Genomic DNA, 20,560 nt, shown 5'->3' on the forward strand with positions numbered 1-20,560 from the left:
GCCATGACCAGCAAGCCAGAGATGACGGCCTCCGAGATCGCAAGCGCGGTTGCGGGCGGCAAGATGTCCGCGCTCGATGCGACCGAAGCAGCTCTCGCGCGCATCAGGCAGCACGACACCATTCTGAATTCCTTCACCGACGTCACCGCCGATCGGGCCCGCGCGAAAGCACGCGCGATCGACGCCGATATCGCGGCGGGAAAGAAAGTCGGCCCGCTCGCGGGCGTGCCGTTCGCGGTGAAGAACCTGTTCGATGTCGCAGGCCTTTCGACGCGTGCGGGCTCGAAGATCAACCGCGACCTTGCGCCCGCCAAGCGCGACGCAACCTTGATCGAGCGGATGGAAGCCGCCGGCGCAGTTCTGGTCGGCGCGCTCAACATGGGCGAATACGCCTACGACTTCACCGGCGAGAACGTCCATGACGGCCCCTCGCGCAATCCGCATGACACGACGCGGATGACCGGCGGCTCGTCGGGTGGTTCGGGCAGCGCCGTCGGCGGCGCGCTGGTGCCGATCGCGCTCGGTTCGGACACCAACGGCTCGATCCGCGTGCCGTCCTCTTTCTGCGGCATCTTTGGCCTGAAGCCGACCTATGGCCGGCTGTCGCGCGCGCGCTCGTTCCCGTTCGTCGCGAGCCTCGATCATCTCGGCCCGTTCGCGCGCTCCGTCACCGACCTCGCGCTCGCCTACGACGTGATGCAGGGACCGGATGCCGACGACAGCGCCTGCAGCACCATGCGCGGGCTGGAACCGACGCTGCCGCTGCTCGCCAATCCGGTCTCGGATCTACGCATCGCCGTCGCCGGCGGTCACTTCCAGAAAAACGTGTTCCCCGAAGCGGTCGAAGCCGTCGGCCGCGTCGCCAAGGCGCTTGGCGCAACACAAGTGGTCGACATCCCCGAAGCTTCGCGCGCCCGTGCCGCCGCCTACGTCATCACCACCACCGAAGGCGCTTCGCTGCATCTCGACCGCCTGCGCAAGCGCCCGAACGACTTTGATCCGGCCGTGCGCGACCGGCTGATCGCGGGCGCCATGATGCCGGCGCCGCTGGTCGATCGCGCGCAGAAATTCCGCCGCTGGTATCGCGGGCAGCTTGCCGAGATCTTCAAATCGGTCGACGTGCTGCTGGCGCCGGCGACGCCCTGCACCGCGCCGAAACTCGGCCAGGTGAATTTCAACCTCGACGGCGTCGAGCTTCCGGTCCGCGCCAATATCGGCATCCACACCCAGCCGATCTCTTTCGTCGGCCTGCCGGTCGTTGCGGTGCCGGTGCCGCTCGAGCCGCTGCCGATCGGCGTGCAGATCATCGCGGCGCCCTGGCGCGAGGACATTGCGCTCCGCGTTGCTCACACGCTGGAAAAGATGGGTGTGGCCGCCGCGCCCGCGCCAAGGGGACTGTGAGCGGACTTTGAGCGGACTTTAAGAGGAATTTGAGATGGAGATCGATCTCCCCGAGGTGATCGCGGAAGTCAAAGCCGCGTTCGAGCGCTATGAGCAGGCCCTCGTCGGCAACGACGTCGCCGTGCTCGGCGAGCTCTTTCGCAACGACCCCCGTACGCTGCGCTACGGCATCGGTGAAAACCTCTATGGCTATGAGGCGATCTCCGGCTTCCGCGCCGCCCGCTCGCCGGTCGGGTTGAACCGGCGCACCGCAAAGACGGTGATCACCAGCTATGGCCGCGACACGGCCGTGGCCTCCACCTTGTTCTATCGCGACACGGCGCCCGGCAAGGTCGGCCGGCAGATGCAGACGTGGATTCGCTTCCCGGAGGGCTGGCGCGTCGTCGCAGCTCATGTCAGCATCATCGACGAGCCGAAAGAGACCGTATGACGCTTGACGATCTTCCGCAGGGAACATTGCCGGCCGAGCCGGTGGTGCCGCGCGTCGACCGGGCGCAGCCCAGCGTGCACAAGGTCACGCGCGCCGAGGAGCTGCGGCTTCAACTCGCCGACGAGATCGTGCGCGGCGCCCTGGCCCCGGGTTCGCCGCTGGACGAGACCGACATCGCGCGGCGCTTCAACGTCTCGCGCACGCCGGTGCGCGAGGCGCTGCGCCAGCTGGCCGCAAGCGGGCTCGTCGAAGCGCGTGCCCACCGCGGCGCGGTCGTGGCGCAGCCATCCGTCGAGCGGCTGAAAGGCATGTTCGAGGCGATGGCGGAGCTCGAGGCGCTGTGCGCCGGCCTTGCCGCCGAGCGCATGTCCCCTGCGGAACGCCATGCGCTTGAGGCCGTCCACGAGGAGCTGCGGCTGCTGAGCTACGCCGGCAATCCCGAGCGCTTCCACGAGGTCAACGAGCGCTTCCACAACACGATCTATGCGGGCTCGCAGAACGGCTACATCGCCGAGATCACGCTGGCCACCCGCGTCCGCGTGCAGCCGTTCCGCCGCGCCCAGTTTCGCAATCTCGGCCGCCTCGCCAAGTCGCAGGCCGAGCACGACCGCGTCGTCGTCGCCATCATGCGCGGCGACAAGCAGGGCGCGGCCGCGGCGATGCGCGCGCATATCGAGCTGGTGCGCGGGGAATACGAGATCTACGCGGTGTCGGTGTAGGGTCCGCTCGTGTCCCGGACGCGGTGCAGCGCGTAGCGCTGCTCCGCAGAGCCGGGACCCATCTATCCATTTCGCACAGCGGCTCCATGTGCCCCGGTTCAGCAGCGCACCGCTGCGTGATGCGCTGCGCCCGGGACACGAGACCTACGCCGTCGCGGCTTCCGCCATGAACTTCCGCCATCCCCCATACGCCGTGATATCGCGGGCATCGCCCAACGCCTCCGGCTCGACGAGAAAGCCCTTCACGCTGCGGCCGTCCGCAAGCCGGATCGTGCCGATCGCCATCGGCGCTGGAATGGAATTGACGAACTTGCCGAATGCAGCCGCCGACAGCGACCAGAGCTCCAGCTCGATCGCGGCGCCCTTGCCGGTCTCGACGCGCAGCATGCCCGGCTTCGGCGGCGTGGTCCGAAGCGCATAGAGCTTGTAATCCGGCGCAGTCTTCGTTGCCTCGATCAGCTTTCCGTTCAGCGTCGTCAATTCGCCGTTCAGCGCCATGCCGGAGAGGTGCGCGCCGACCACCGCAATCGGAATCTCGTCGCTGCTGCTTGTGGCAAGCGCTGCGAGCGATGGCTGCGCCACACCCTTCGCGCCGACGGTCAGCTTGGTATCTGCATGGAAGACGCGGCCGATGCTCGCCAGCATTGCATCTCGTCCTGCGGGCGCCAGCAGCGTGATGCCGAACGGAATGCCGTCGCTGCGCATCGATGCCGGCACGGCGAGGCCGCAGAGGTCGAGCAGGTTGACGAAATTGGTGTAGGTGCCGAGGCGGCTGTTGAGCTCGATCGGGTGGGCGAGCACCTGCGCAGTCGTATAGGCCGTCGGCGCCGTCGGCAGCACCAGCGCGTCGATGCCTGCAAGGGTCCGCTCGGCGATCTTGCGCAGCCCTTGCAGGCGATAAAGTGCCGAGAAGGTCTCCGCCGCGGTCAGCCTCGCGCCGGCGACGGTGATCTCGCGCGTCACGGGGTGGATCGCATCGGGCGCGGAGGCGAGCAGGTCCTTGATCACGAGATAGCGCTCGGCGACCCAGGGACCCTCATAGAGCAGCCGCGCCGTCTCGTAGAACGGCTCGAGGTCGAACTCGACCAATGCAGCGCCAAGCGCAGTCCATCGCTTCAGTGCGTCGCCGTAAGCGGCTTCCGCCTTCTTGTCGCCGAAGAAGATCAGCTGCCCATCGCGCGGCACGCCCAGGCGCAGATTTGCGGGCAACGGCGTGATCGCGCCAAGCGGCCGGTCGCGCGAGAATGGATCGGCCTGGTCCGGCCCCGCCATCACCGATAGCGCGAGGGCGGCATCGTCCACGGTCAGCGCGAACACCGAGATGCAGTCGAGCGTGCGGCAGGCCGGCACCAGCCCCGCGGTCGAGATCATGCCGAGGCTCGGCTTCAGCCCGACGATGTTGTTGAGCATCGCCGGCACGCGGCCGGAGCCGGCGGTATCAGTGCCGAGCGACAGCGGCACCAGCCCGGCGCCGACCGCGGCGGCCGAGCCCGAGCTGGAGCCGCCGGGAACGAGATCGTCGCGGATCGAATTCCTGGGAATGCCGTAGGGCGAACGCACACCGACGAGACCGGTTGCGAACTGGTCGAGATTGGTCTTGCCGATGATGATGGCGCCGGCCGCGCGCAGCCGCTCCACCGCGGTCGAGTCGTGCGTCGGCGTGTAGGAGAAAGCCGGGCAGGCCGCCGTGGTCGGAAAGCTCAGCGCGTCGATATTGTCCTTCACCGCGACCGGCACGCCGTAGAGCGGCAGGCTGCCGGCATCTTTCGTCCCAAGCTTCTCGGCCTCCGCGATCGCGTCCTTCTCGTCGCGCAGGCTGATGAACACCGCGGGATCGTTGTGGTCGCGGATGCGTTGATAGGTCCGCGCGACCGTCTGCGCCGGCGTCATCGTGCCCGCGCGATGCGCGGCCACAATCGCGGCGATCGTTTCAGGCTGCTCAGCCCCCATGGCGACAAAACTCCGGCAATCTGGCTTCGCCCGGAGTGAAGCAAGCGATGTGCCATTGTGTACATTATCCGGGCGAAGCCATCGCTCAGGATATTATCGTGCGATCAGTGGCTTGTGGGATATCCTGCCGGGCGCGTGGGCTGTCGCATCAGGGCTTGCGACGTGCATTTGCTCAAGTTGTGGGCAGTCGATCAAGTGAAGCCGGCGAGGATCCGGAGCAGGTGCGCCCGGTTTTCCTTGCCGATTTTCGCCTCGACGTGCCGCTCGTGCTCGGCGGCGAGCCGCTTGAACTTCGCCAGCGCCGCCTCTCCCTGCGCGGTGAGGTGCAAGGCGTGGGAGCGCCGGTCCTCCTTCGACTTGATGCGCTTGACGAGCCTGCGCTGTTCGAGGCTGTCGAGCAGATGCACCAGCCGCGCGCGCTCGATGCCGAGGCGTTTTGCCACCGCCATCTGCGACAGGCCCGGATTGGCGCCGATCACCGTCAGCACCGAATATTGCGTCGGCCGGATGTCGACCTCGCCGAGCGTCTTGACGAAGTCCTGGAAGATCCAGATCTGGAAGCGCCGCACCGCATAGCCGGCGTGGCCGACCAGCGCGTCGAGGCCGATCTCGTCCGCGTCGGTCCGCCGCGCAGTGCCGTTGCCGGCGCGTTTGCGTGGGGCCGTCTGGATTGCGCTGGCTGTCACATCGTGTCTCCCGCCGGGCAACCCTAGCGCCTCGGCAGCGCGAGCGGAAGATTGTTGTTGACGACAACAATTGTTCTGCCCAACATTATGGCCAAAGCGGCCCGGAGCGAGGCTGCGTCCGATCCGGAACGTCGGGCGAGGAGGAAAACCATGACAGCCGCCGCACGCGGTGACGCCACAGGCCTGTTCGCAACGCCAAGGACCGTTGCCGAGCATCGCGCCGACGGCAGCATCTTGCTGCGCTCGCCCGAGCCGCTGGGCGACAGCGCGCGTTGCATCGGCGACTGGCTGGAGCAATGGGCGCGGCAAACGCCCGACACGATCTTCCTCGCCGAGCGTGACAGCGCCGATACGCCCTGGGCCACCATGACCTACGCGGGTGCCCTGCGGCGGGTCCGCGCGGCGGCGTCCTGGATATTGGCGCAAGAGCTCAGCGCCGAGCGCCCCGTCGTGATCCTCTCCGACAACAGCATCGATCACGCGTTGCTCGCACTGGCCGCCCAGCATGTCGGCGTTCCCTCGGCCGCGATCTCGCCGGCCTATTCGCTGATGTCGAAGGATTTCGACAAGCTCAAGAGCATGATCTCGCTGCTTCAGCCGGGCGCGATCTATGTCTCCGCGACAAAGTCGTTTGCCGCGGCGCTGGCTGCGATCAAGCCGCTGCACACAGCGCAGATCATCAGCGGCAATGCCGGCGATGCCGATGCGCTCGCCTTCCGTGATGTCGCGGCAATGCCTGAAACGGGCGATGTCGCAACGGCCTTCGCCGCGGTGAGCCCCGACACGATCGCAAAATTCCTGTTCACCTCGGGCTCGACCGGTACGCCCAAGGCCGTCATCAACACCCAGCGCATGCTGACCTCGAGCCAGCAAGCCAAGGCGCAGACCTGGACCTTCCTGCAGCCGGGGCGCGGCGATCTCGTCATTCTCGATTGGCTGCCCTGGAGCCACACCTTCGGCGCCAACCACAATTTCAACCTCGTGCTGCGCAACGGCGGCTCGCTTTATATCGACGGCGGCAAGCCCGCGCCCGGCCTGTTCGCGACGTCACTGGCGAACCTCAGAAGCGTCATGCCGACGGTCTATTTCAACGTGCCGCGCGGCTTCGACATGCTGATTGCGGCGCTGCGCAGCGACGAGGAACTGTGCCGCCGCTTCTTCAACGAGGTGAAGTTCGCCTTCTACGCCGGCGCCGCGCTGCCGCAGAATCTCTGGGAGGCCCTGGCAGAGCTTTCGACCAAGACCGTGGGTCGCACGCTGCCGCTGGTCTCTGCCTGGGGCTCGACGGAGACTTCCCCGCTCGCCACCGACTGCCATTTCCTCGCAGAACGCTCCGGCAACATTGGCGTGCCGATACCCGGGACCGAACTGAAGCTCGTCACCTCCGGCGACAAGCTTGAGGTGCGGGTGCGTGGCCCCAATGTCACGCCGGGCTATTGGAAGGCGCCGGAACTAACCAGGCAGGCGTTCGACGATGAGGGCTTCTATCTGATAGGCGACGCCGTGAAGCTTGCGGACGGCGCGCGGCCCGAGCGCGGCCTGTTCTTCGACGGCCGCGTCGCGGAAGACTTCAAGCTCAATTCCGGCACCTGGGTCAGCGTCGGCACGCTGCGCGTTGCCGGCATCGCTGCGCTGGCGCCGTTGGCGCAGGACATCGTCGTTGCGGGCCATGGCGGCGATGAGGTGCGCTTCCTCGTGTTCCCGAATATCGCGGCCTGCCGCGCCCATGCCGGGCTGCTGGAGACGGCCGGCGCAAGCGAGGTGCTTGCGCACGACACGGTCAGGGTTGCAATCGCGCAGGGTCTGGCGAGGCTGAAACGGCAGATCGGCAATTCCTCCGGCCACGCCACGCGCGCGCTGCTGCTCGCCGAGCCGCCTTCGGTCGACGGCGGCGAGATCACCGACAAGGGCTACATCAACCAGCGCGCCGTGCTGACGCGCCGCGCCGATGCGGTGGCGCGGCTGAACGACGATGCGTCGCCGGAATGGATCGGCTGCGCCGGCTAGCGCGCCGTTGCCGCGCGTACTGCTCTCGTGCCCCGGACGGAGCGCAGCACGTAAGTGATGCGCTGCTGCGCCGGGGCCCATTTGTCCTCGTCCGCGCGGCTGCTTGGGTTCCGGCTCTGCGCAGCAGCATTCACGCTGCAGCGCGTCCGGGACACACGATCTGATGGCCGAATGCGCCAGCCACCCTGCCGCAACATATTTCCGATTCTTTTGTTGCCTAAGCAACTAATTTGTGCGAACCGTTCCAGGCAGCGATGACGGCGGGGAAACTGCCGCGTCTGATCCTGGAGGAAACGATGCTCGGCCCGAACGGTGCCGTCGGCAAACGCCGGCGCATGCCTGGACGTGACGGAAGGCGGCCGTCAGGTCTCGGGGCTGCCGGTGACCGCGCCGAGGTTTTCGTGCAGCCGGCGCAGCAGATCGATCAGCACCTCGCGCTCGTCCTTGCCGAGGCAGGACAACAGGCGCCGTTCACGTTCGAACGCCGCGACAATCACCTTGTCGTGGATGGCGCGGCCCCTCGCCGTCAGCGAGATCGAATGGGTGCGGCCGTCGTTCGGATCGGTACGGATCGACACCAGCCCGCGCTTCTCCAGCCCCGCCAGTGTCCGGCTCACAGGCCCCTTGTCGAAGCCAATGACGTGGCAGATTCGCGAGGCGGGAATGCCGGGCTCGATCGCCAGCAGCGACATGATTCGCCATTCTGTGACGTTGACGCCGAACTGCTTCTGATAGAACGCGGTCGCGCTGTTCGAAAGCTTGTTGGCGATGAAGGTGATGAACGCCGGGACGTAACGGTCGAGATCGAGCGTCGGTCCCACATCCGTGGGCGCGGGCTTCTGGCGGACTCTGGTCGAAGACGGCGGCATATCGGGTTTCTGACTCGCGGCGGACCCGCCGACCTAAGGGCATGCGCCGTCCTTTCACAAGTTCAAAATCAGGGAGATCTCCCATGAGCGCATCCGGCTCCGCGGGATCGGGTGTCCCGCATCTCGACGTCGACCCTTTCGACATGAAGTTTTTTGCCGACCCTTATCCCACCCATGAGCAGCTGCGGGAAGCTGGCCCCGTGGTCTATCTCGACAAATGGAAGGTCTACGGCGTGGCGCGCTATGCCGAGGTCCATGCCGTCTTGAACGATCCCGCCACCTTCTGCTCCAGCCGTGGCGTCGGCCTATCCGACTTCAGGAAGGAGACGCCATGGCGGCCGCCGAGCCTGATCCTGGAGGCCGATCCGCCCGCGCATACCCGCACCCGCGCCGTGCTGTCGAAGGTGCTGTCGCCGACCGTGATGAAGCAGGTGCGCGACCGCTTTGCCGCCGCGGCGGAAGAGCGGGTGGATGCGCTGCTGGATAAGCGCAGCTTCGATGCGATCGCCGATCTTGCGGAAGCCTATCCGCTTTCGATCTTTCCGGATGCGCTGGGCCTGAAGTCCGAGGGCCGCGAGCATCTGATTCCCTATGCCAGCGTCGTGTTCAACGCGTTCGGTCCGCCCAACCAGTTGCGCCAGGAGGCGATCGAACGCTCGGCACCGCACCAGGCCTATGTTGCCGAGCAGTGCCAGCGCGAGAACCTGGCGCCGGGCGGCTTTGGGGCCTGCATTCATGCGCAGGTCGACGACGGCGCCATCACGGCGACCGAAGCGCCGCTCCTGGTGCGCTCACTGCTGTCGGCCGGCCTTGACACCACCGTCAATGGCATCGGCGCCGCGATCTATTGCCTCGCGCGCTTCCCGGATCAATGGCTGCGCCTGCGCGAGGATCTGACGCTGGCGCGCAACGCGTTCGAGGAGGCCGTGCGCTTCGAAAGCCCGGTGCAGACCTTCTTCCGTACCACGACGCGCGAGGTCGAGCTGTCGGGCGCGCGGATCGGCGAGGGCGAGAAGGTGCTGATGTTCCTCGCCGCCGCCAATCGCGATCCGCGGCGCTGGGACCAGCCCGACAGCTACGACATCACCCGCCGCACCTCCGGCCATGTCGGCTTCGGCTCGGGGATCCACATGTGCGTCGGCCAGCTCGTCGCCCGCCTCGAAGGCGAGGTGATGCTGACGGCGTTGGCACGTCGGATCGCGAAGATCGAGATCACGGGCGAGCCGAAACGCCGCTTCAACAACACGCTGCGCGGGCTCGACAGCCTGCCCGTCACCATCACCCCGGTCTGACGAGGAGTCCTGATGCCCGCCATTACCTTCATTCATCCCGACGGCAAGTCCGAGCGCGTCGAGACCTCAGGCGGCGAGAGCGCCATGCAGGCCGCGACCCGTCACGGCCTCGACGGCATTCTGGCCGAATGCGGCGGCAACGCCATGTGTGCGACCTGCCACGTCTACGTCGATGACAGCTGGCTCGCGCGCCTGCCTGACATGGCGGATGACGAAGACGCGCTGCTCGACGGCACCGCGAGCGAGCGGCTGCCGAACAGCCGGCTGTCCTGCCAGATCAAGATTACGCCCGCACTCGATGGGCTCGTGCTGAGACTGCCCGAGCGGCAGGTCTGATTCTTCAAAAGGTCTGATTCTTCAAAGGGTCTGATTCTTCAAACGCGCCGGCAAGGACCGACGCGGCAATCGACCAAACAGGGGAGGGAATGATGAAACATCTGAAGCGGATGCTGGTGCTGGCCGCGAGCCTGGTAACCGGCGCGGCAAGCGCCGAGATATCGGACAATGTCGTGCGCATAGGCGTGCTCAACGACATCTCGGGCATCTTTCAGGACACCAATGGCATGGGCTCGGTCGAGGCCGCGCGCATGGCGGCGGAAGACTTCAACGGCGGCGGCAAGAACATCAAGGTCGAGATCGTCTATGCCGATCACCAGAACAAGGCGGATGTCGGCAGCGCCATCGCGCGCAAATGGCTCGACGTCGAGGGCGTCGATGCCATCGTCGACGTGCCGAACTCGGCCGTCGGTCTCTCCATCAACACGCTCTTGCGCGACAGCCGCATGACCTTCCTGGCGTCCTCGACCGCGAGCTCGGATCTCACCGGCAAGGCCTGCTCGCCAAACACCATCCAATGGGTCAACGACGCCTGGGCGACCGGCAACACCACTGCGGCCGCGATGATGTCGCGTGGCGGCAAGGACTGGTACTTCCTCACGGTCGATTATGCGCTCGGCAAGGGGATCGAGGCGGAGGCGCAGAAATATATCGAGGGGCATGGCGGAAAGGTGCTTGGCTCGTCCAAGCACCCCCTCGGTACCTCCGATTTCGCGTCGTTCCTGTTGCAGGCGCAGAGCTCGAAAGCGCAGGTGATCGGGCTTGCCAATGCCGGCGGCGACACCATCAACGCGGTGAAGCAGGCCGCCGAGTTCGGCATCCAGCAGAGCGGGCAGAAGCTCGTCGCCTTCCTGCTCTTCATCAACGACGTCCACGGCATGGGCATCAAGGTCGCCCAGGGCCTTCAGCTCATGGAGGCCTTCTACTGGGACATGAACGACGACACTCGCGCATTTGCGAAACGCTTTGCCGCGCGTCCAGGCATGAACGGCAAGATGCCGAGCGGCAACCAGGCCGGCGTCTATGCCTCCACGCTCGCTTATCTCAACGCGGTCGCAGCCACCGGCAGCGACAACGCCAAGGACGCCGTGCCCGAGATGAAGAAGTTCAAGGGCAAGGACAAGCTGTTCGGCGACACCATGATCCGCCAGGACGGCCGCGTCGTGCATCCCATGTACCTGTTCGAGGTGAAGAAGCCGGAGGAATCGAAGTATCCGTACGATTACTACAAGCTGGTGTCGACGATCCCGGCCGACCAGGCGTTCCGCCCGCTGGCGGAGGGCGGGTGCGAGTTGGTGAAGTAGGAAGCTGCGAGTGCGGTTTCCTTCACCCTCCCCTGGAGGGGGAGGGTCGATCGCGCGTAGCGCGAGCGGGGTGGGGTGATCTCTCCACTCGGGCACTGTTGGAGGTGGAGAGACCGTCACCCCACCCCGCCTCACATTTCGCTGCGCTCCATGTGAGCCGACCCTCCCCTCCAGGGGAGGGTAAGAGGGTGGCGCGGCGTCAGCGTCCCCTACACCACCTTGCTCGACCCTTGCGTGATCAGCCGCGCCGCGCGCTGATCTCGCGCGTAGATCCAGAGCCAGCTCAGCGCGACGCTGAGGCGGTGGCGCAGGCCGATCAGGAAGTAGATGTGGGCGATGCCCCAGATCCACCACGCGATGGCGCCGCGCAGCTTGATGCGGCCGAAGTCGATCACGGCAAGCCGCTTGCCGATCTGGGCGAGGCTGCCGGCATGCTTGTAGCGGAACCGGCCCGTCGCGGCGCCGCGCAGGCGGGCTCTTATGGTATCGGCGACATGGCGGCCCTGCTGCTTGGCCGCCGGGGCGATGCCCGGCACCGGCTTGCCGTCCCAGGCGTTGATGCTCACGGTGTCGCCGATCGCAAAAATCTCGGGATGACCGGGAATGGTGAGGTCGGCCTCGACCTGCACGCGACCGGCGCGATCGCTCGGTGCGCCCAGCCATTCGGCCGCGGGCGAGGCGCGGACGCCGGCGGCCCAGATCCGCGTCTTTGCCTCAAGCAGCTTGCCGCCGAACACGACGCCCTCGCGATTGATCTCGGTGACGGCTTGGCCGAGCACAACCTCGACGCCGATCTTTTCCAGCGAGGCTTGTGCATAGGCCGAGAGCTCGTCGGGAAATCCCGCGAGCACGCGCGGACCCGCCTCGATCAGCACGACGCGCGCCTTGTGCGTGTCGATGTTGCGGAAATCGCCGGGCAGGGTGTGATGCGCCATCTCGGCGATGGTGCCGGCGAGCTCGACGCCGGTCGGGCCGGCCCCGACGATGACGAAGGTCAGCCGGGCCGCGCGCCTCTCCGGATCGGTCTCGCGCTCGGCGCGTTCGAACGCCACCAGGATGTGCCGGCGCAGCGTGGTCGCATCCTCCAGGGTCTTCAGGCCGGGCGCGAACTGCTCCCATTCGTCGTGACCGAAGTAGGCGTGCCGCGCACCGGTGGCGAGCACCAGCGTGTCGTAGGGCACCTCGCTGCCGTCGTCGATCAGCACGCAGCGACGCGCGGTGTCGACCCCGCTCACTGTGGCAAACAGCGTCGTCACCTCGCGTCGGTCGCGCATGAGATGACGAATTGGCCAGGCGATCTCGCTGGTGGCCAGCGAGGCGGTCGCGACCTGGTAGAGCAGCGGCTGGAAGAGATGATGATTGCGGCGGTCGATCAGCGTGATCTCGACCGGTGCGCCCGCAAGCCGGTAGGTCGCCTCCAGCCCGCCGAAGCCGGCGCCGACGATGACGACGCGATGGGGAGTTGCGGCCATGATGAACCTCGAATCTCGCTGCCTCTCGCCTTCATTTAAGTGCGGATTGGGCGCCGCGGTCCAATAGCCGTCATCAATTGACGCATAGGCCCGACGTATCGAGACCCGCGAAAAAGCGCCGCAGCCCCCGGATCCGCCCTGGGCTGGCCTCGGTCGAAGTAAGTAGAACTATATTTCTTGCCATCGCCGATTGAGACGAAATATGGTGCAGGGGCGGACGCTGAGCCATTGGCGGCTCGACAGATTTTGCGTTCAATAGAGACAGGCTTGGAGCGGCGATCACCCCGTTTCCGGGACCGATAATGAGGAGGGAGTGGTTATGAGGACGGCATTTTGGCTGGCAGGCGCAGCGGCGCTGGTGCTGGCAAATCAGGCATTCGCCGGCGACACCATCAAGATCGGTTTCGTCTCGACCTTCAGCGGCCCGACCGCCGTGATCGGCAACGACATGCGAAATTCCTTCGAGCTCGCGCTCGATCATCTCGGCCGCAAGATGGGCGGCAAGCCGGTCGAGGTGATCTACGAGGACGACGGCCAGAAGCCCGACGTCGGCAAGCAGAAGACCGAGAAGCTGGTGCAGTCCGACAAGGTCGATTTCATCGTCGGCTATATCTGGTCGAACGTCCTGCTGGCCTCGCTCAAGACCGCGGTGGATTCGAAGACCTTCCTGATCTCGGCCAACGCCGGCCCGTCGCAGCTCGCGGGCGAGCTGTGCTCGCCTTACGTGTTTTCGACCTCCTGGCAGAACGACCAGACCCCGCAGGCGGTCGGCACGTATATGAACCAGAAGGGCGTCAAGTCGGTGTTCCTGATTGGTCCGAACTACGCCGCCGGCAAGGACATGCTGGCCGGCGTCAAGAGCACCTTCAAGGGTCAGGTCGTGGGTGAGGAATACACGGTGTGGCCGAGCCAGCTCGACTTCTCCGCCGAGCTCTCCAAGGCGCGCGCCTCCGGCGCCGCGTCGATCTTCGTGTTCTACCCCGGTGCTGCGGGCGTGCAATTCCTCAATCAATATGCTCAGGCCGGGCTGAAGAGCACGATGCCGCTCTACACCGCCTTCACCATCGATGAGCTGTCGCTGCCGCTCCAGAAGGAGAACGCGCTCGGGGTGCCCGGCGCGCAGCAATGGGTCAACGACCTGCCCAACGAGCAGAACAAGCGCTTCGTCGCCGACTACCGCAAGAAGTATACCGGCCTGCGCCCGACCTTCTACGGCGCGCAGTCCTATGACGCCGCGAACCTGATCAACAGCGCCGTCGTCGCCGTGAAGGGCGACACCTCGAAGAAGGACGAGATGAAGGCCGAGATGGAGAAGGTGAACTTCAAATCGGTGCGCGGCCCGTTCAAGTACGGCAACAACCACATCCCGATCCAGAACTTCTACCTGCAGGACGTGGTCAAGGATTCCGAAGGCCAGCTCGCGCTGAAGACCGTCGCCACCATCGTCGAGAACGACCAGGACCGCTTCCACGACAAGTGCAAGATGAAGTGAGGCTTCCCTTCTCCCTCTCCCCGTTTTCGGGGAGAGGGCCTGGGGTGAGGGGGAGTCCCCCGCGAGGACGGAGTGAGTTGAAGTCCTCGATAGCCTCCTCCGTCATTGCTTCGTCGCTTCGCCCCTCGCAATGACGGGGAGTATGGAACTTACACCCGCGGCATGCTCGCGGGGCGCACTTCGCGGGCTTGCGCCGCGAGCCTGATGCCGGCGTTGGCTGCGCCAAAACCCTGATAATTCCTGCGCTCGACGATCTCGAAGAAGAATCGCTCGTCGAAAATGTGGGTGTAGACCTGGAAGAACTCGCCGTCGCCCTCGCGGTCGTAGAGGATGTGGTTGGCGCGCAGCTGCGCCATCAGCTCGGGGGCGAGGTCGTACTTGGCTTCGATATCGTCGTAGTAGTTCTCGGGGATATCCAGGAAGTCCGCGCCGCGGGCGCGCATCACGACAACGGTCGCAAAGATATCCCGGCACGCGAAGGCGACATGTTGCACGCCCGAACCGAAGAACTCAGAGATGAAACGCGCCGGCAGCGTGCGGTTGGCCGAGGAGCCATTGAGCACGAAGCGCAGGCTCTGGTCGCCGTTGATGATGGCCTGGCTCTGCACGAGTCCTCTGGGGTCGGCAATCTCCATCTGCGGCAGCCGCTTCAGATCGAGAATGCCGGTGTAGAACAGCAGCCAGGACAGCATCTCGTCATAGGGCATCGACTGTGCGATGTGGTCGACCGCGAGCAGGACGTCCTTGTCTGCATTGCTTGCAACCGGCTCGAAATCCGTATCCCAGTTCTTGCCGGCCTGATCCAGGAAATAGAGCAGGCTGCCGCCGACGCCGTGGATCGCGGGAATCTCCAGCTCGCCCGGCCCGACCGGTTGATAGAAGGTGCGCGCCTTCAGCGTCTCGGCGCGCTGCATGGCAAGGCCCGCATTGTCGACGTCGAGCGCAATCGCGCAGACGCCAGGGCCGTGCGTGATGTAGTGCGAATGCGCGAAGCCGTCGGTCTCGCTGTTGATGACGAGCTCGACCCTGCCCTGCGACCAGCGCTCCACCGCTTTGCTGCGGTGCTGGCCGGTCCTGCGGAAGCCGAGCTGCGAAAACAGCCGGGCGAGCTCGGCGGCCTTGGTCTCGTTGACGGCAAACTCGATGAAGCCGGTGCCGCGACTCCCGGCTTTCGGCGCCAGCGGCTCGCCGGCGAATTTCGGCCAGTCCGGTGCGAGCTGGTCCTCCAGCAGGATCAGCGAGCGCAGGCCGTCGATCGCGGTCTGCGCGGTCGAGCCGGCGCGGAACTGGTCGTTGAAGATCTCCAGCGACAGCGGCCCGGCATAGCCGGTTGCCGCGATCGCCGCCATGAACTCGCCGACCGGCAGGTCGCCCTGGCCGGGGAAAGAGCGGAAGTGCCGGCTCCACGACAGAATGTCGAGCTCGAGCTTCGGCGCGTCGGCGAGCTGCACCAGAAAGATCTTGTCGCCGGGGATCGAGGCCATCGCGCGGGTTGGAAAACCGGGCGCCAGCGCATGAAAGCTGTCGAGGATGACGCCGATCGCGAGATGGTCGGCGCGGCGCACGATCTCCCAGGCGCCGCGATAATCGTTGACATGGCGACCCCAGGCCAGCGCTTCGTAGCCGACGCGCAGGCCTCGCGCGGCCGCGCGTTCGCCAAGCTCGCGAAAATCGTCGGCGGCCCGGTCGATACCGCCGAGCGCGGCAGGCGACACGTTGGAGCAGACCAGCAACAGATCGGTGCCGAGCTCCTGCATCAGATCGAACTTGCGCATCGCGCGTGCAAAATTGCGCGAACGCTGCGGTTCCGGCATGCCCTCGAAATCGCGGAAGGGCTGGAACGCGCAGATCTCGAGATCGAGATCGCGGCAGAGCTTTGCGACGTCGCGTGGGCCTGCGCCGAACGACAGCAGATCGTTCTCGAAGATCTCGACCGCGTCGAAGCCGGCGGCCGCAATGGCGCGAAGTTTCTCGTCGAGGGCGCCAGAGAGGGAAACGGTGGCGATCGAGCGCTTGTTCATGCCGTACTCTCCTCCATGACGCCGCCGAGGAAGAGCTGGCCGATGCGGGGATCGTTCAGGATACACTTGGCATCGTCGATCATGCGGGTCTGGCCGAGCTCGAGCACGATGCCGATGTCGGAAATCTCCAGCGCCGAGCGCGCGTTCTGCTCGATCATCAGGATGGTCACGCCGTGGTCGCGCAGGGATCTCAGGATGTCGAAGGTCTGCTGCACCATCAGCGGCGACAGGCCGATCGAGGGCTCGTCGATCAGCACGAGCTTCGGTTCGAGCAGCAGCGAGCGCGCGATCTCGAGCTGCTTCTGCTCGCCACCCGACAGCGTGGAGGCCTGCTGCGCCGACTTGCGGCGCAACGCCGGGAAGAGGTCGAGCGCCGCCTCGATCCGCCTGGGCAGGTCGAGGCCCTTCTCGGCGGCGACGCCGCCCAGCTCGATGTTGTGGCGCACCGACAGCTCGGGGAAGATGTTGCGGCCCTGCGGCACGTAGCAGATACCGGCATTGAGCAGCGCGCGCTGGCTCAAATTGGTAACGTCGCGGCCGGCGAAGCTGATCCTGCCTTCGCGCAGTTTCAGCAGGCCGAAGATTGCCTTGAACACCGTGGACTTGCCGGCGCCGTTGGGACCGATGATGGTGGTGATGGTCGCCTGCGGGACGGCGAAGGTGGTGCCGTTCAGGATCGTCATCTTGCCGTAGCCGCCGACGAGATTGTGAACCGAGAGGATCGGGTCGCTCATCACGCCTCTCCTAATGTCCGAGATAGGCTTCGATCACGGCGGGGTTCTTGCGCACCTCGTCCGGGCGTCCCATCGCCAGCACCTTGCCTTCCGCCATCACCATCACGCGCGAGCACAGCGACATCACGAATTCCATGTTGTGCTCGATCACGACGAAGGTCGCGTTCTTCTCGCGGTTGATGGCAACCAGCCGGTCCTTGAGGTCCGCCAGCATCGACGGGTTGACGCCGCCGGCGGGCTCGTCGAGCAGCACCAGGCGTGGCCCGCCCATGAAGGCCATGGCGGCGTCGAGCAGCTTCTGCTGGCCGTAGGAGAGACCACCGGCAGGCTCGTCGGCGAGATGATCGAGCTTGAAGAAGCCGATCATCCGGTTGGCGGCCCCGGTCAGCCCGGCATCGGAGCGGCCGACAAGGCGGGAGGCCATGCTGCCCTGGTGCTCCTGTCCGGCGAGGATCAGGTTCTCGCGCACCGAGAGCTTCGGGAACACCTGCAAGAGCTGGAAGGTGCGGCTGACTCCGAGCTTGTTGAGCTCGGAGGGGCGCAGGCCGGTGACGACCTGCCCGTCGAGCTTCACTTCGCCGCCTGATGGCGTGAGCTGGCCGAGGATGCAGTTGAACAGGGTCGACTTGCCGCAGCCGTTAGGGCCGATCAGGCCGAGGATCTCGCCCTCGCGCACGTCGAAGCTGACGCCATCGACGGCGCTGATGCCGCCAAAATTCTTCCTGATATTGGTGACTTCGAGGACAGCCGTCATTGCACCGTCTCCAGCCGGGACTTCGCGACGGCGCGCAGCGCGGAAGCCGCCTTCGTGCGCCGCGCCGCCATGGTGCGATCGAGGATTCCCAGAATGCCGGTCGGCGACCAGATCAGCAGCAGCATCACCGCGACCGCGTACAGCATCAGATAGTAGCCTTCGGTGAAGCGCAGCCATTCCGGCAGCAGCACCGCGATCATGGCGCCGAGGAACGGGCCGAAATAGAAGCCGGCACCGCCGACGATCACCATCATCAGCAGGTCGAGCGAGAGCGACAGGTTGAAGGGAACAGGGTCGATATATTGCGTCAGCGGCGCATAGAGCGCGCCAGCGATGCCGCCGAGCGCCGAACCGATCGCGAACGCCATCAGCGTGTAGCGCCTTGTGTCGATGCCGAGCGATTGCGCGCGCAAGGGATTTTCGCGCAACGCCATGAAGGCGCGGCCCCAGGGCGAGCGGATCAGCCACCACACCGCGACCGAGACGATGGCGAGCGAGCCGAGGCAGACATAGTAGAACGGCAGCGGCTTGTTGGTGGCGAAGCCGAAGATGTGCGGACGCGGGATGTTGGAGATGCCGTAGATCCCGCCGGTGAGCCAGCTCTCGTTGCGGAACACCAGGAAGGCGAGGGTGGAGAAGGCGAGCGTGACGAAGGCAAGGTAATGGTGCTGCACGCGCAGCGCGGGATAGCCGAGCACCCAGCCGACGGCGAAGCTCAACACGATTGCGACCATGACCGCCGCCGGCAGCGGCCATCCATGGGTGGTCATGATCGCCGCCGCATAGGCGCCGATGCCGACGAATGCTCCTTGCGCCAGCGAGACCTGGCCGGCATAGCCGAGCGTGAGGTTGAGGCCCATCGCGGCGATGGTCATCACCGCCCATTGGCTGAGGATGAACAGGCCGTAGCGGTTGAAGTTCATGGGAACGACGATCAGCGCGGCGATCACGGCGAGGCCGAGCGCGATCTTCAGGGGTTTGGCGAAGCCGCTCATACGGTGCGCTCCTCGGCGCGGCCGAGCAAGCCCTGCGGCCGGAACAGGATGACGACGATCAGGAAGATCATCGGCACGGCGGCGCGATACTGGGTCGAAATATAGGAAGCCGCGAGATTGTCGAGCACGCCGATCAACAGGCCGCCGGCGATCGCGCCGCGCACCTGGTTGAAGCCGCCGACGATCGCGGCGATGAAGGCGGCCTGGCCCAGCACCTCGCCGGAGGAGAATTTTGCCAGGTAGATCGGCGTGATCAGCAGCGAAGCCAGCGCCACCAGGAAGGCGTTGATCAGGAAGGTCAGCAGGATCATGCGCTCCACCGGCACGCCGATGATGCGCGCCACTGTCGGGTTCTGCGCCGCGGCCTGCATCTGGTGGCCGAGCGAGGTGCGGTTGAGCAGCGTGGTCAGGCCGACCACGCCGAGGATGGCGACGATGAGCACGCCGATGCTTTGCAGCGAGACGGCGTGGCCGAGGATGGAGACATCACCAGTTGGCACGATCGACGGGAAGGGCGAGGCTTCGGCGCTGAAGAACTGCTTGACGGCTTCCTTGATGCCGATCGCGAGCGCCATCGTCGCGATCGCCAGCGGCAGCACGCCATGGCGCATCATCGGGTCGACCAGCAGCAGCTTGAAGGCAAGGCCGAGCAGGATCATCGACAAGAGTATGCCGAGGATGATCGCGAGCCAGAACGGCGCGCCGACATGCATCGCCGCCAGCATCAGGAAGGCCGGCAGCATCACGAACTCGCCTTGCGCGAAATTGATGGTCTGCGAGGTTTGCCACAGCAGCGTGAAGCCGACCGCGACCAGCGCGTAGATCGCGCCCGTGGCAAGTCCCGCGACCAGAAGATCGAATAGGTTGGACATGTTCCCCTCTATCTTCTCCCTATCCCCGCATCCGCCTTCGGGATAGCTTCGGCGAGACAAGTGCGGGGAGAGCCGAAGAGCGCCTCACTTCACCTTCGGCAGCACCTGCTTCACCACCTGCCTGCCTTCGACCACCTCGACCAGGAAGCTCTGGCGGTCGATGTCGCCGGTGTCGCTGAAAGTGACATCCATCAGAATGCCCGGCTCGTCCGCGGCCTTGATGGTGAGCCCGTGCAGCGTGTCGGCGAACTTCTTCGGGTCGACCTTGCCCATCTTTTCCGTGGTGGCCTTCACCATGTAGACGGCGAGATAGCCCTTCAGGCCGTTATGGTCGGGCACGTAGTTGTACTTCCTGGAAAACTTTTCGCGGAAGGCCTTGATCAGATCGACGGGCGCGTCGGTGGTGAGGCCGACATGGCCGCGCGCGCCGTTGGCGGCATCGCCGGCGAGCTCGATCACCTTCTGGCCGATCAGCGTGGTCTCGCCCATCAGCGGCGCGGTGACGCCCTGGCGCTTCAGCTCCTTCAGAATGCGCGCGCTCTCTTCCTCGTTCAGGTAGACGAAGACGGCGTCGGGGTTCGCAGCCTTGATCTTGCCGACGTCGGCGGCGAAATCGGCCTGGCCCGCTTCGGTCGAGAGGTCGGCCACCACCTTGGAGCCGAGCCGGTCGAGCTCCTTGACTATGACGTCGCGCCCGCCGCGGCCGAAATCGTTGTTGACCCAGACCACCGCGACCGTCTTCGCCTTCATCTCGTCGTGGATGTACTTTGCCACCTTCGGCATTGAGGATTGCTGGCCGAACGAGGTGCGGAACAGGAACTTGTTGCCGGCCTGCGTCAGCTCGGCGGCCTCGCCGCCCATGATCTGCGCGATGCCGGCTTCGGCGGCGAGCGGCGCCGTCACCTTCACCGAGCCGGAATAGCCGGGTCCGAGCAGCACGTAGGGCTCGGCGTCCAGCGCTTTCTGCACCTGCGCGCGGGCAACGCCGGGGTTGGACTGCGAGTCGGCGTGGGTGACCTCAAGCTTGCGCCCGAGCACGCCGCCCTTGGCGTTGATCTCCTCGATCGCGAGGTCGATGCCGTTCTTCCAGTTGGTCCCGACCGTGGCGCCGCCGCCCGACAGCTCGGCGACGTCGGCGAGCTTGATCGCCTGGGCAAGGGCGCTCGTAGCGGTCATGGCGGTGAGCAGTGCGCCCACCAATAGCGTTGATTTCATCGTCTTCTCCT

General features: G+C 65.8%; 18 protein-coding genes. 8 read left to right on the forward strand and 10 right to left on the reverse strand.

Going from position 1 to position 20,560, the window contains the following annotated elements:
- The first annotated feature begins 3 nt into the window (after window positions 1–3).
- From XH87_RS07470 to XH87_RS07480, 3 genes are read left to right on the forward strand one after another with little or no spacing between them, the layout of a single operon-like run.
- Window positions 4–1,401, forward strand: a complete 1,398-nt coding sequence (locus tag XH87_RS07470) for an AtzE family amidohydrolase (RefSeq protein WP_271586749.1) — start codon at window positions 4–6, stop codon at window positions 1,399–1,401.
- 34 nt (window positions 1,402–1,435) lie between these two features.
- Window positions 1,436–1,831: an oxalurate catabolism protein HpxZ gene (gene hpxZ, locus XH87_RS07475; protein ID WP_035703492.1), complete on the forward strand. Its 396-nt coding sequence runs from the start codon at window positions 1,436–1,438 to the stop codon at window positions 1,829–1,831.
- Window positions 1,828–2,550: a GntR family transcriptional regulator gene (locus XH87_RS07480; RefSeq protein ID WP_271586750.1), complete on the forward strand. Its 723-nt coding sequence runs from the start codon at window positions 1,828–1,830 to the stop codon at window positions 2,548–2,550. Before hpxZ ends, XH87_RS07480 begins: the two co-directional genes overlap by 4 nt.
- Before the next feature lie 144 nt (window positions 2,551–2,694).
- On the opposite strand, the gene atzF is transcribed toward XH87_RS07480, so the two are convergent.
- Window positions 2,695–4,500, reverse strand: coding sequence for an allophanate hydrolase (atzF, locus tag XH87_RS07485; protein WP_271586751.1), 1,806 nt, complete (start codon window positions 4,498–4,500; stop codon window positions 2,695–2,697).
- A gap of 191 nt (window positions 4,501–4,691) precedes the next feature.
- On the reverse strand, window positions 4,692–5,186 hold the full coding sequence (locus XH87_RS07490) for a MarR family winged helix-turn-helix transcriptional regulator (RefSeq protein ID WP_271586752.1): 495 nt from the start codon (window positions 5,184–5,186) through the stop codon (window positions 4,692–4,694).
- A gap of 150 nt (window positions 5,187–5,336) precedes the next feature.
- Here XH87_RS07490 and XH87_RS07495 point away from each other — a divergent pair, with 150 nt between their 5' ends.
- The gene (locus XH87_RS07495; RefSeq protein WP_271586753.1) at window positions 5,337–7,193 is read left to right on the forward strand and encodes a feruloyl-CoA synthase; all 1,857 of its coding nucleotides are present in this window, start codon (window positions 5,337–5,339) and stop codon (window positions 7,191–7,193) included.
- Window positions 7,194–7,555: 362 nt separating this feature from the next.
- On the opposite strand, the gene XH87_RS07500 is transcribed toward XH87_RS07495, so the two are convergent.
- Window positions 7,556–8,062: a MarR family winged helix-turn-helix transcriptional regulator gene (locus XH87_RS07500; RefSeq protein WP_271586754.1), complete on the reverse strand. Its 507-nt coding sequence runs from the start codon at window positions 8,060–8,062 to the stop codon at window positions 7,556–7,558.
- Between the two features lie 83 nt (window positions 8,063–8,145).
- On the opposite strand from XH87_RS07500, the gene XH87_RS07505 reads away from it, so the two are divergent.
- The 3 genes from XH87_RS07505 to XH87_RS07515 all read left to right on the forward strand — a co-directional run bounded on the left by XH87_RS07505 (window position 8,146) and on the right by XH87_RS07515 (window position 10,994).
- On the forward strand, window positions 8,146–9,354 hold the full coding sequence (locus XH87_RS07505) for a cytochrome P450 (RefSeq protein WP_271586755.1): 1,209 nt from the start codon (window positions 8,146–8,148) through the stop codon (window positions 9,352–9,354).
- Window positions 9,355–9,366: 12 nt separating this feature from the next.
- Complete coding sequence (locus tag XH87_RS07510) at window positions 9,367–9,690, forward strand: 2Fe-2S iron-sulfur cluster-binding protein (RefSeq protein WP_271586756.1); 324 nt, start codon at window positions 9,367–9,369, stop codon at window positions 9,688–9,690.
- 92 nt (window positions 9,691–9,782) lie between these two features.
- Complete coding sequence (locus XH87_RS07515) at window positions 9,783–10,994, forward strand: ABC transporter substrate-binding protein (protein ID WP_271586757.1); 1,212 nt, start codon at window positions 9,783–9,785, stop codon at window positions 10,992–10,994.
- A gap of 209 nt (window positions 10,995–11,203) precedes the next feature.
- Here XH87_RS07515 and XH87_RS07520 read toward each other — a convergent pair whose 3' ends face one another.
- Window positions 11,204–12,466, reverse strand: a complete 1,263-nt coding sequence (locus XH87_RS07520; protein ID WP_158668765.1) for an NAD(P)/FAD-dependent oxidoreductase — start codon at window positions 12,464–12,466, stop codon at window positions 11,204–11,206.
- A gap of 319 nt (window positions 12,467–12,785) precedes the next feature.
- Here XH87_RS07520 and XH87_RS07525 point away from each other — a divergent pair, with 319 nt between their 5' ends.
- Window positions 12,786–13,958: an ABC transporter substrate-binding protein gene (locus XH87_RS07525; protein WP_035703477.1), complete on the forward strand. Its 1,173-nt coding sequence runs from the start codon at window positions 12,786–12,788 to the stop codon at window positions 13,956–13,958.
- A gap of 149 nt (window positions 13,959–14,107) precedes the next feature.
- On the opposite strand, the gene XH87_RS07530 is transcribed toward XH87_RS07525, so the two are convergent.
- From XH87_RS07530 to XH87_RS07555, 6 genes are all read right to left on the reverse strand, one after another.
- The gene (locus XH87_RS07530) at window positions 14,108–15,979 is read right to left on the reverse strand and encodes a bifunctional sugar phosphate isomerase/epimerase/4-hydroxyphenylpyruvate dioxygenase family protein (protein ID WP_271586758.1); all 1,872 of its coding nucleotides are present in this window, start codon (window positions 15,977–15,979) and stop codon (window positions 14,108–14,110) included.
- Window positions 15,976–16,713 (reverse strand): ABC transporter ATP-binding protein, encoded by a 738-nt coding sequence (locus XH87_RS07535; RefSeq protein WP_271586759.1) that lies wholly within the window; start codon window positions 16,711–16,713, stop codon window positions 15,976–15,978. The genes XH87_RS07530 and XH87_RS07535 overlap by 4 nt, the downstream gene beginning before the upstream one ends.
- Window positions 16,714–16,723: 10 nt before the next feature.
- Entirely contained in the window at window positions 16,724–17,467 is a 744-nt protein-coding gene (locus XH87_RS07540; protein WP_271586760.1) for an ABC transporter ATP-binding protein, read from the reverse strand.
- The gene (locus tag XH87_RS07545; RefSeq protein WP_271586761.1) at window positions 17,464–18,462 is read right to left on the reverse strand and encodes a branched-chain amino acid ABC transporter permease; all 999 of its coding nucleotides are present in this window, start codon (window positions 18,460–18,462) and stop codon (window positions 17,464–17,466) included. Before XH87_RS07545 ends, XH87_RS07540 begins: the two co-directional genes overlap by 4 nt.
- Window positions 18,459–19,334, reverse strand: a complete 876-nt coding sequence (locus XH87_RS07550; protein WP_271586762.1) for a branched-chain amino acid ABC transporter permease — start codon at window positions 19,332–19,334, stop codon at window positions 18,459–18,461. The genes XH87_RS07545 and XH87_RS07550 overlap by 4 nt, the downstream gene beginning before the upstream one ends.
- 84 nt (window positions 19,335–19,418) lie before the next feature.
- Window positions 19,419–20,549 carry an ABC transporter substrate-binding protein gene (locus XH87_RS07555; RefSeq protein ID WP_271586763.1) on the reverse strand — a complete coding sequence of 377 codons (1,131 nt, stop codon included), beginning with the start codon at window positions 20,547–20,549 and terminating at the stop codon, window positions 19,419–19,421.
- Between the last annotated feature and the right edge of the window lie 11 nt (window positions 20,550–20,560).

The organism is Bradyrhizobium sp. CCBAU 53415, assembly GCF_028128735.1.
Lineage (GTDB): Bacteria > Pseudomonadota > Alphaproteobacteria > Rhizobiales > Xanthobacteraceae > Bradyrhizobium.

What these genes read in the sequence shown, in the direction of transcription:
- XH87_RS07470 (WP_271586749.1), top strand. Translation starts at nt 4, where the DNA reads ATGACCAGCAAGCCAGAGATGACGGCCTCCGAGATCGCAAGCGCGGTT.
- hpxZ (WP_035703492.1), top strand. Translation starts at nt 1,436, where the DNA reads ATGGAGATCGATCTCCCCGAGGTGATCGCGGAAGTCAAAGCCGCGTTC.
- XH87_RS07480 (WP_271586750.1), top strand. Translation starts at nt 1,828, where the DNA reads ATGACGCTTGACGATCTTCCGCAGGGAACATTGCCGGCCGAGCCGGTG.
- atzF (WP_271586751.1), bottom strand. Translation starts at nt 4,500, where the DNA reads ATGGGGGCTGAGCAGCCTGAAACGATCGCCGCGATTGTGGCCGCGCAT.
- XH87_RS07495 (WP_271586753.1), top strand. Translation starts at nt 5,337, where the DNA reads ATGACAGCCGCCGCACGCGGTGACGCCACAGGCCTGTTCGCAACGCCA.
- XH87_RS07500 (WP_271586754.1), bottom strand. Translation starts at nt 8,062, where the DNA reads ATGCCGCCGTCTTCGACCAGAGTCCGCCAGAAGCCCGCGCCCACGGAT.
- XH87_RS07505 (WP_271586755.1), top strand. Translation starts at nt 8,146, where the DNA reads ATGAGCGCATCCGGCTCCGCGGGATCGGGTGTCCCGCATCTCGACGTC.
- XH87_RS07510 (WP_271586756.1), top strand. Translation starts at nt 9,367, where the DNA reads ATGCCCGCCATTACCTTCATTCATCCCGACGGCAAGTCCGAGCGCGTC.
- XH87_RS07515 (WP_271586757.1), top strand. Translation starts at nt 9,783, where the DNA reads ATGAAACATCTGAAGCGGATGCTGGTGCTGGCCGCGAGCCTGGTAACC.
- XH87_RS07520 (WP_158668765.1), bottom strand. Translation starts at nt 12,466, where the DNA reads ATGGCCGCAACTCCCCATCGCGTCGTCATCGTCGGCGCCGGCTTCGGC.
- XH87_RS07525 (WP_035703477.1), top strand. Translation starts at nt 12,786, where the DNA reads ATGAGGACGGCATTTTGGCTGGCAGGCGCAGCGGCGCTGGTGCTGGCA.
- XH87_RS07530 (WP_271586758.1), bottom strand. Translation starts at nt 15,979, where the DNA reads ATGAACAAGCGCTCGATCGCCACCGTTTCCCTCTCTGGCGCCCTCGAC.
- XH87_RS07535 (WP_271586759.1), bottom strand. Translation starts at nt 16,713, where the DNA reads ATGAGCGACCCGATCCTCTCGGTTCACAATCTCGTCGGCGGCTACGGC.
- XH87_RS07540 (WP_271586760.1), bottom strand. Translation starts at nt 17,467, where the DNA reads ATGACGGCTGTCCTCGAAGTCACCAATATCAGGAAGAATTTTGGCGGC.
- XH87_RS07545 (WP_271586761.1), bottom strand. Translation starts at nt 18,462, where the DNA reads ATGAGCGGCTTCGCCAAACCCCTGAAGATCGCGCTCGGCCTCGCCGTG.
- XH87_RS07550 (WP_271586762.1), bottom strand. Translation starts at nt 19,334, where the DNA reads ATGTCCAACCTATTCGATCTTCTGGTCGCGGGACTTGCCACGGGCGCG.
- XH87_RS07555 (WP_271586763.1), bottom strand. Translation starts at nt 20,549, where the DNA reads ATGAAATCAACGCTATTGGTGGGCGCACTGCTCACCGCCATGACCGCT.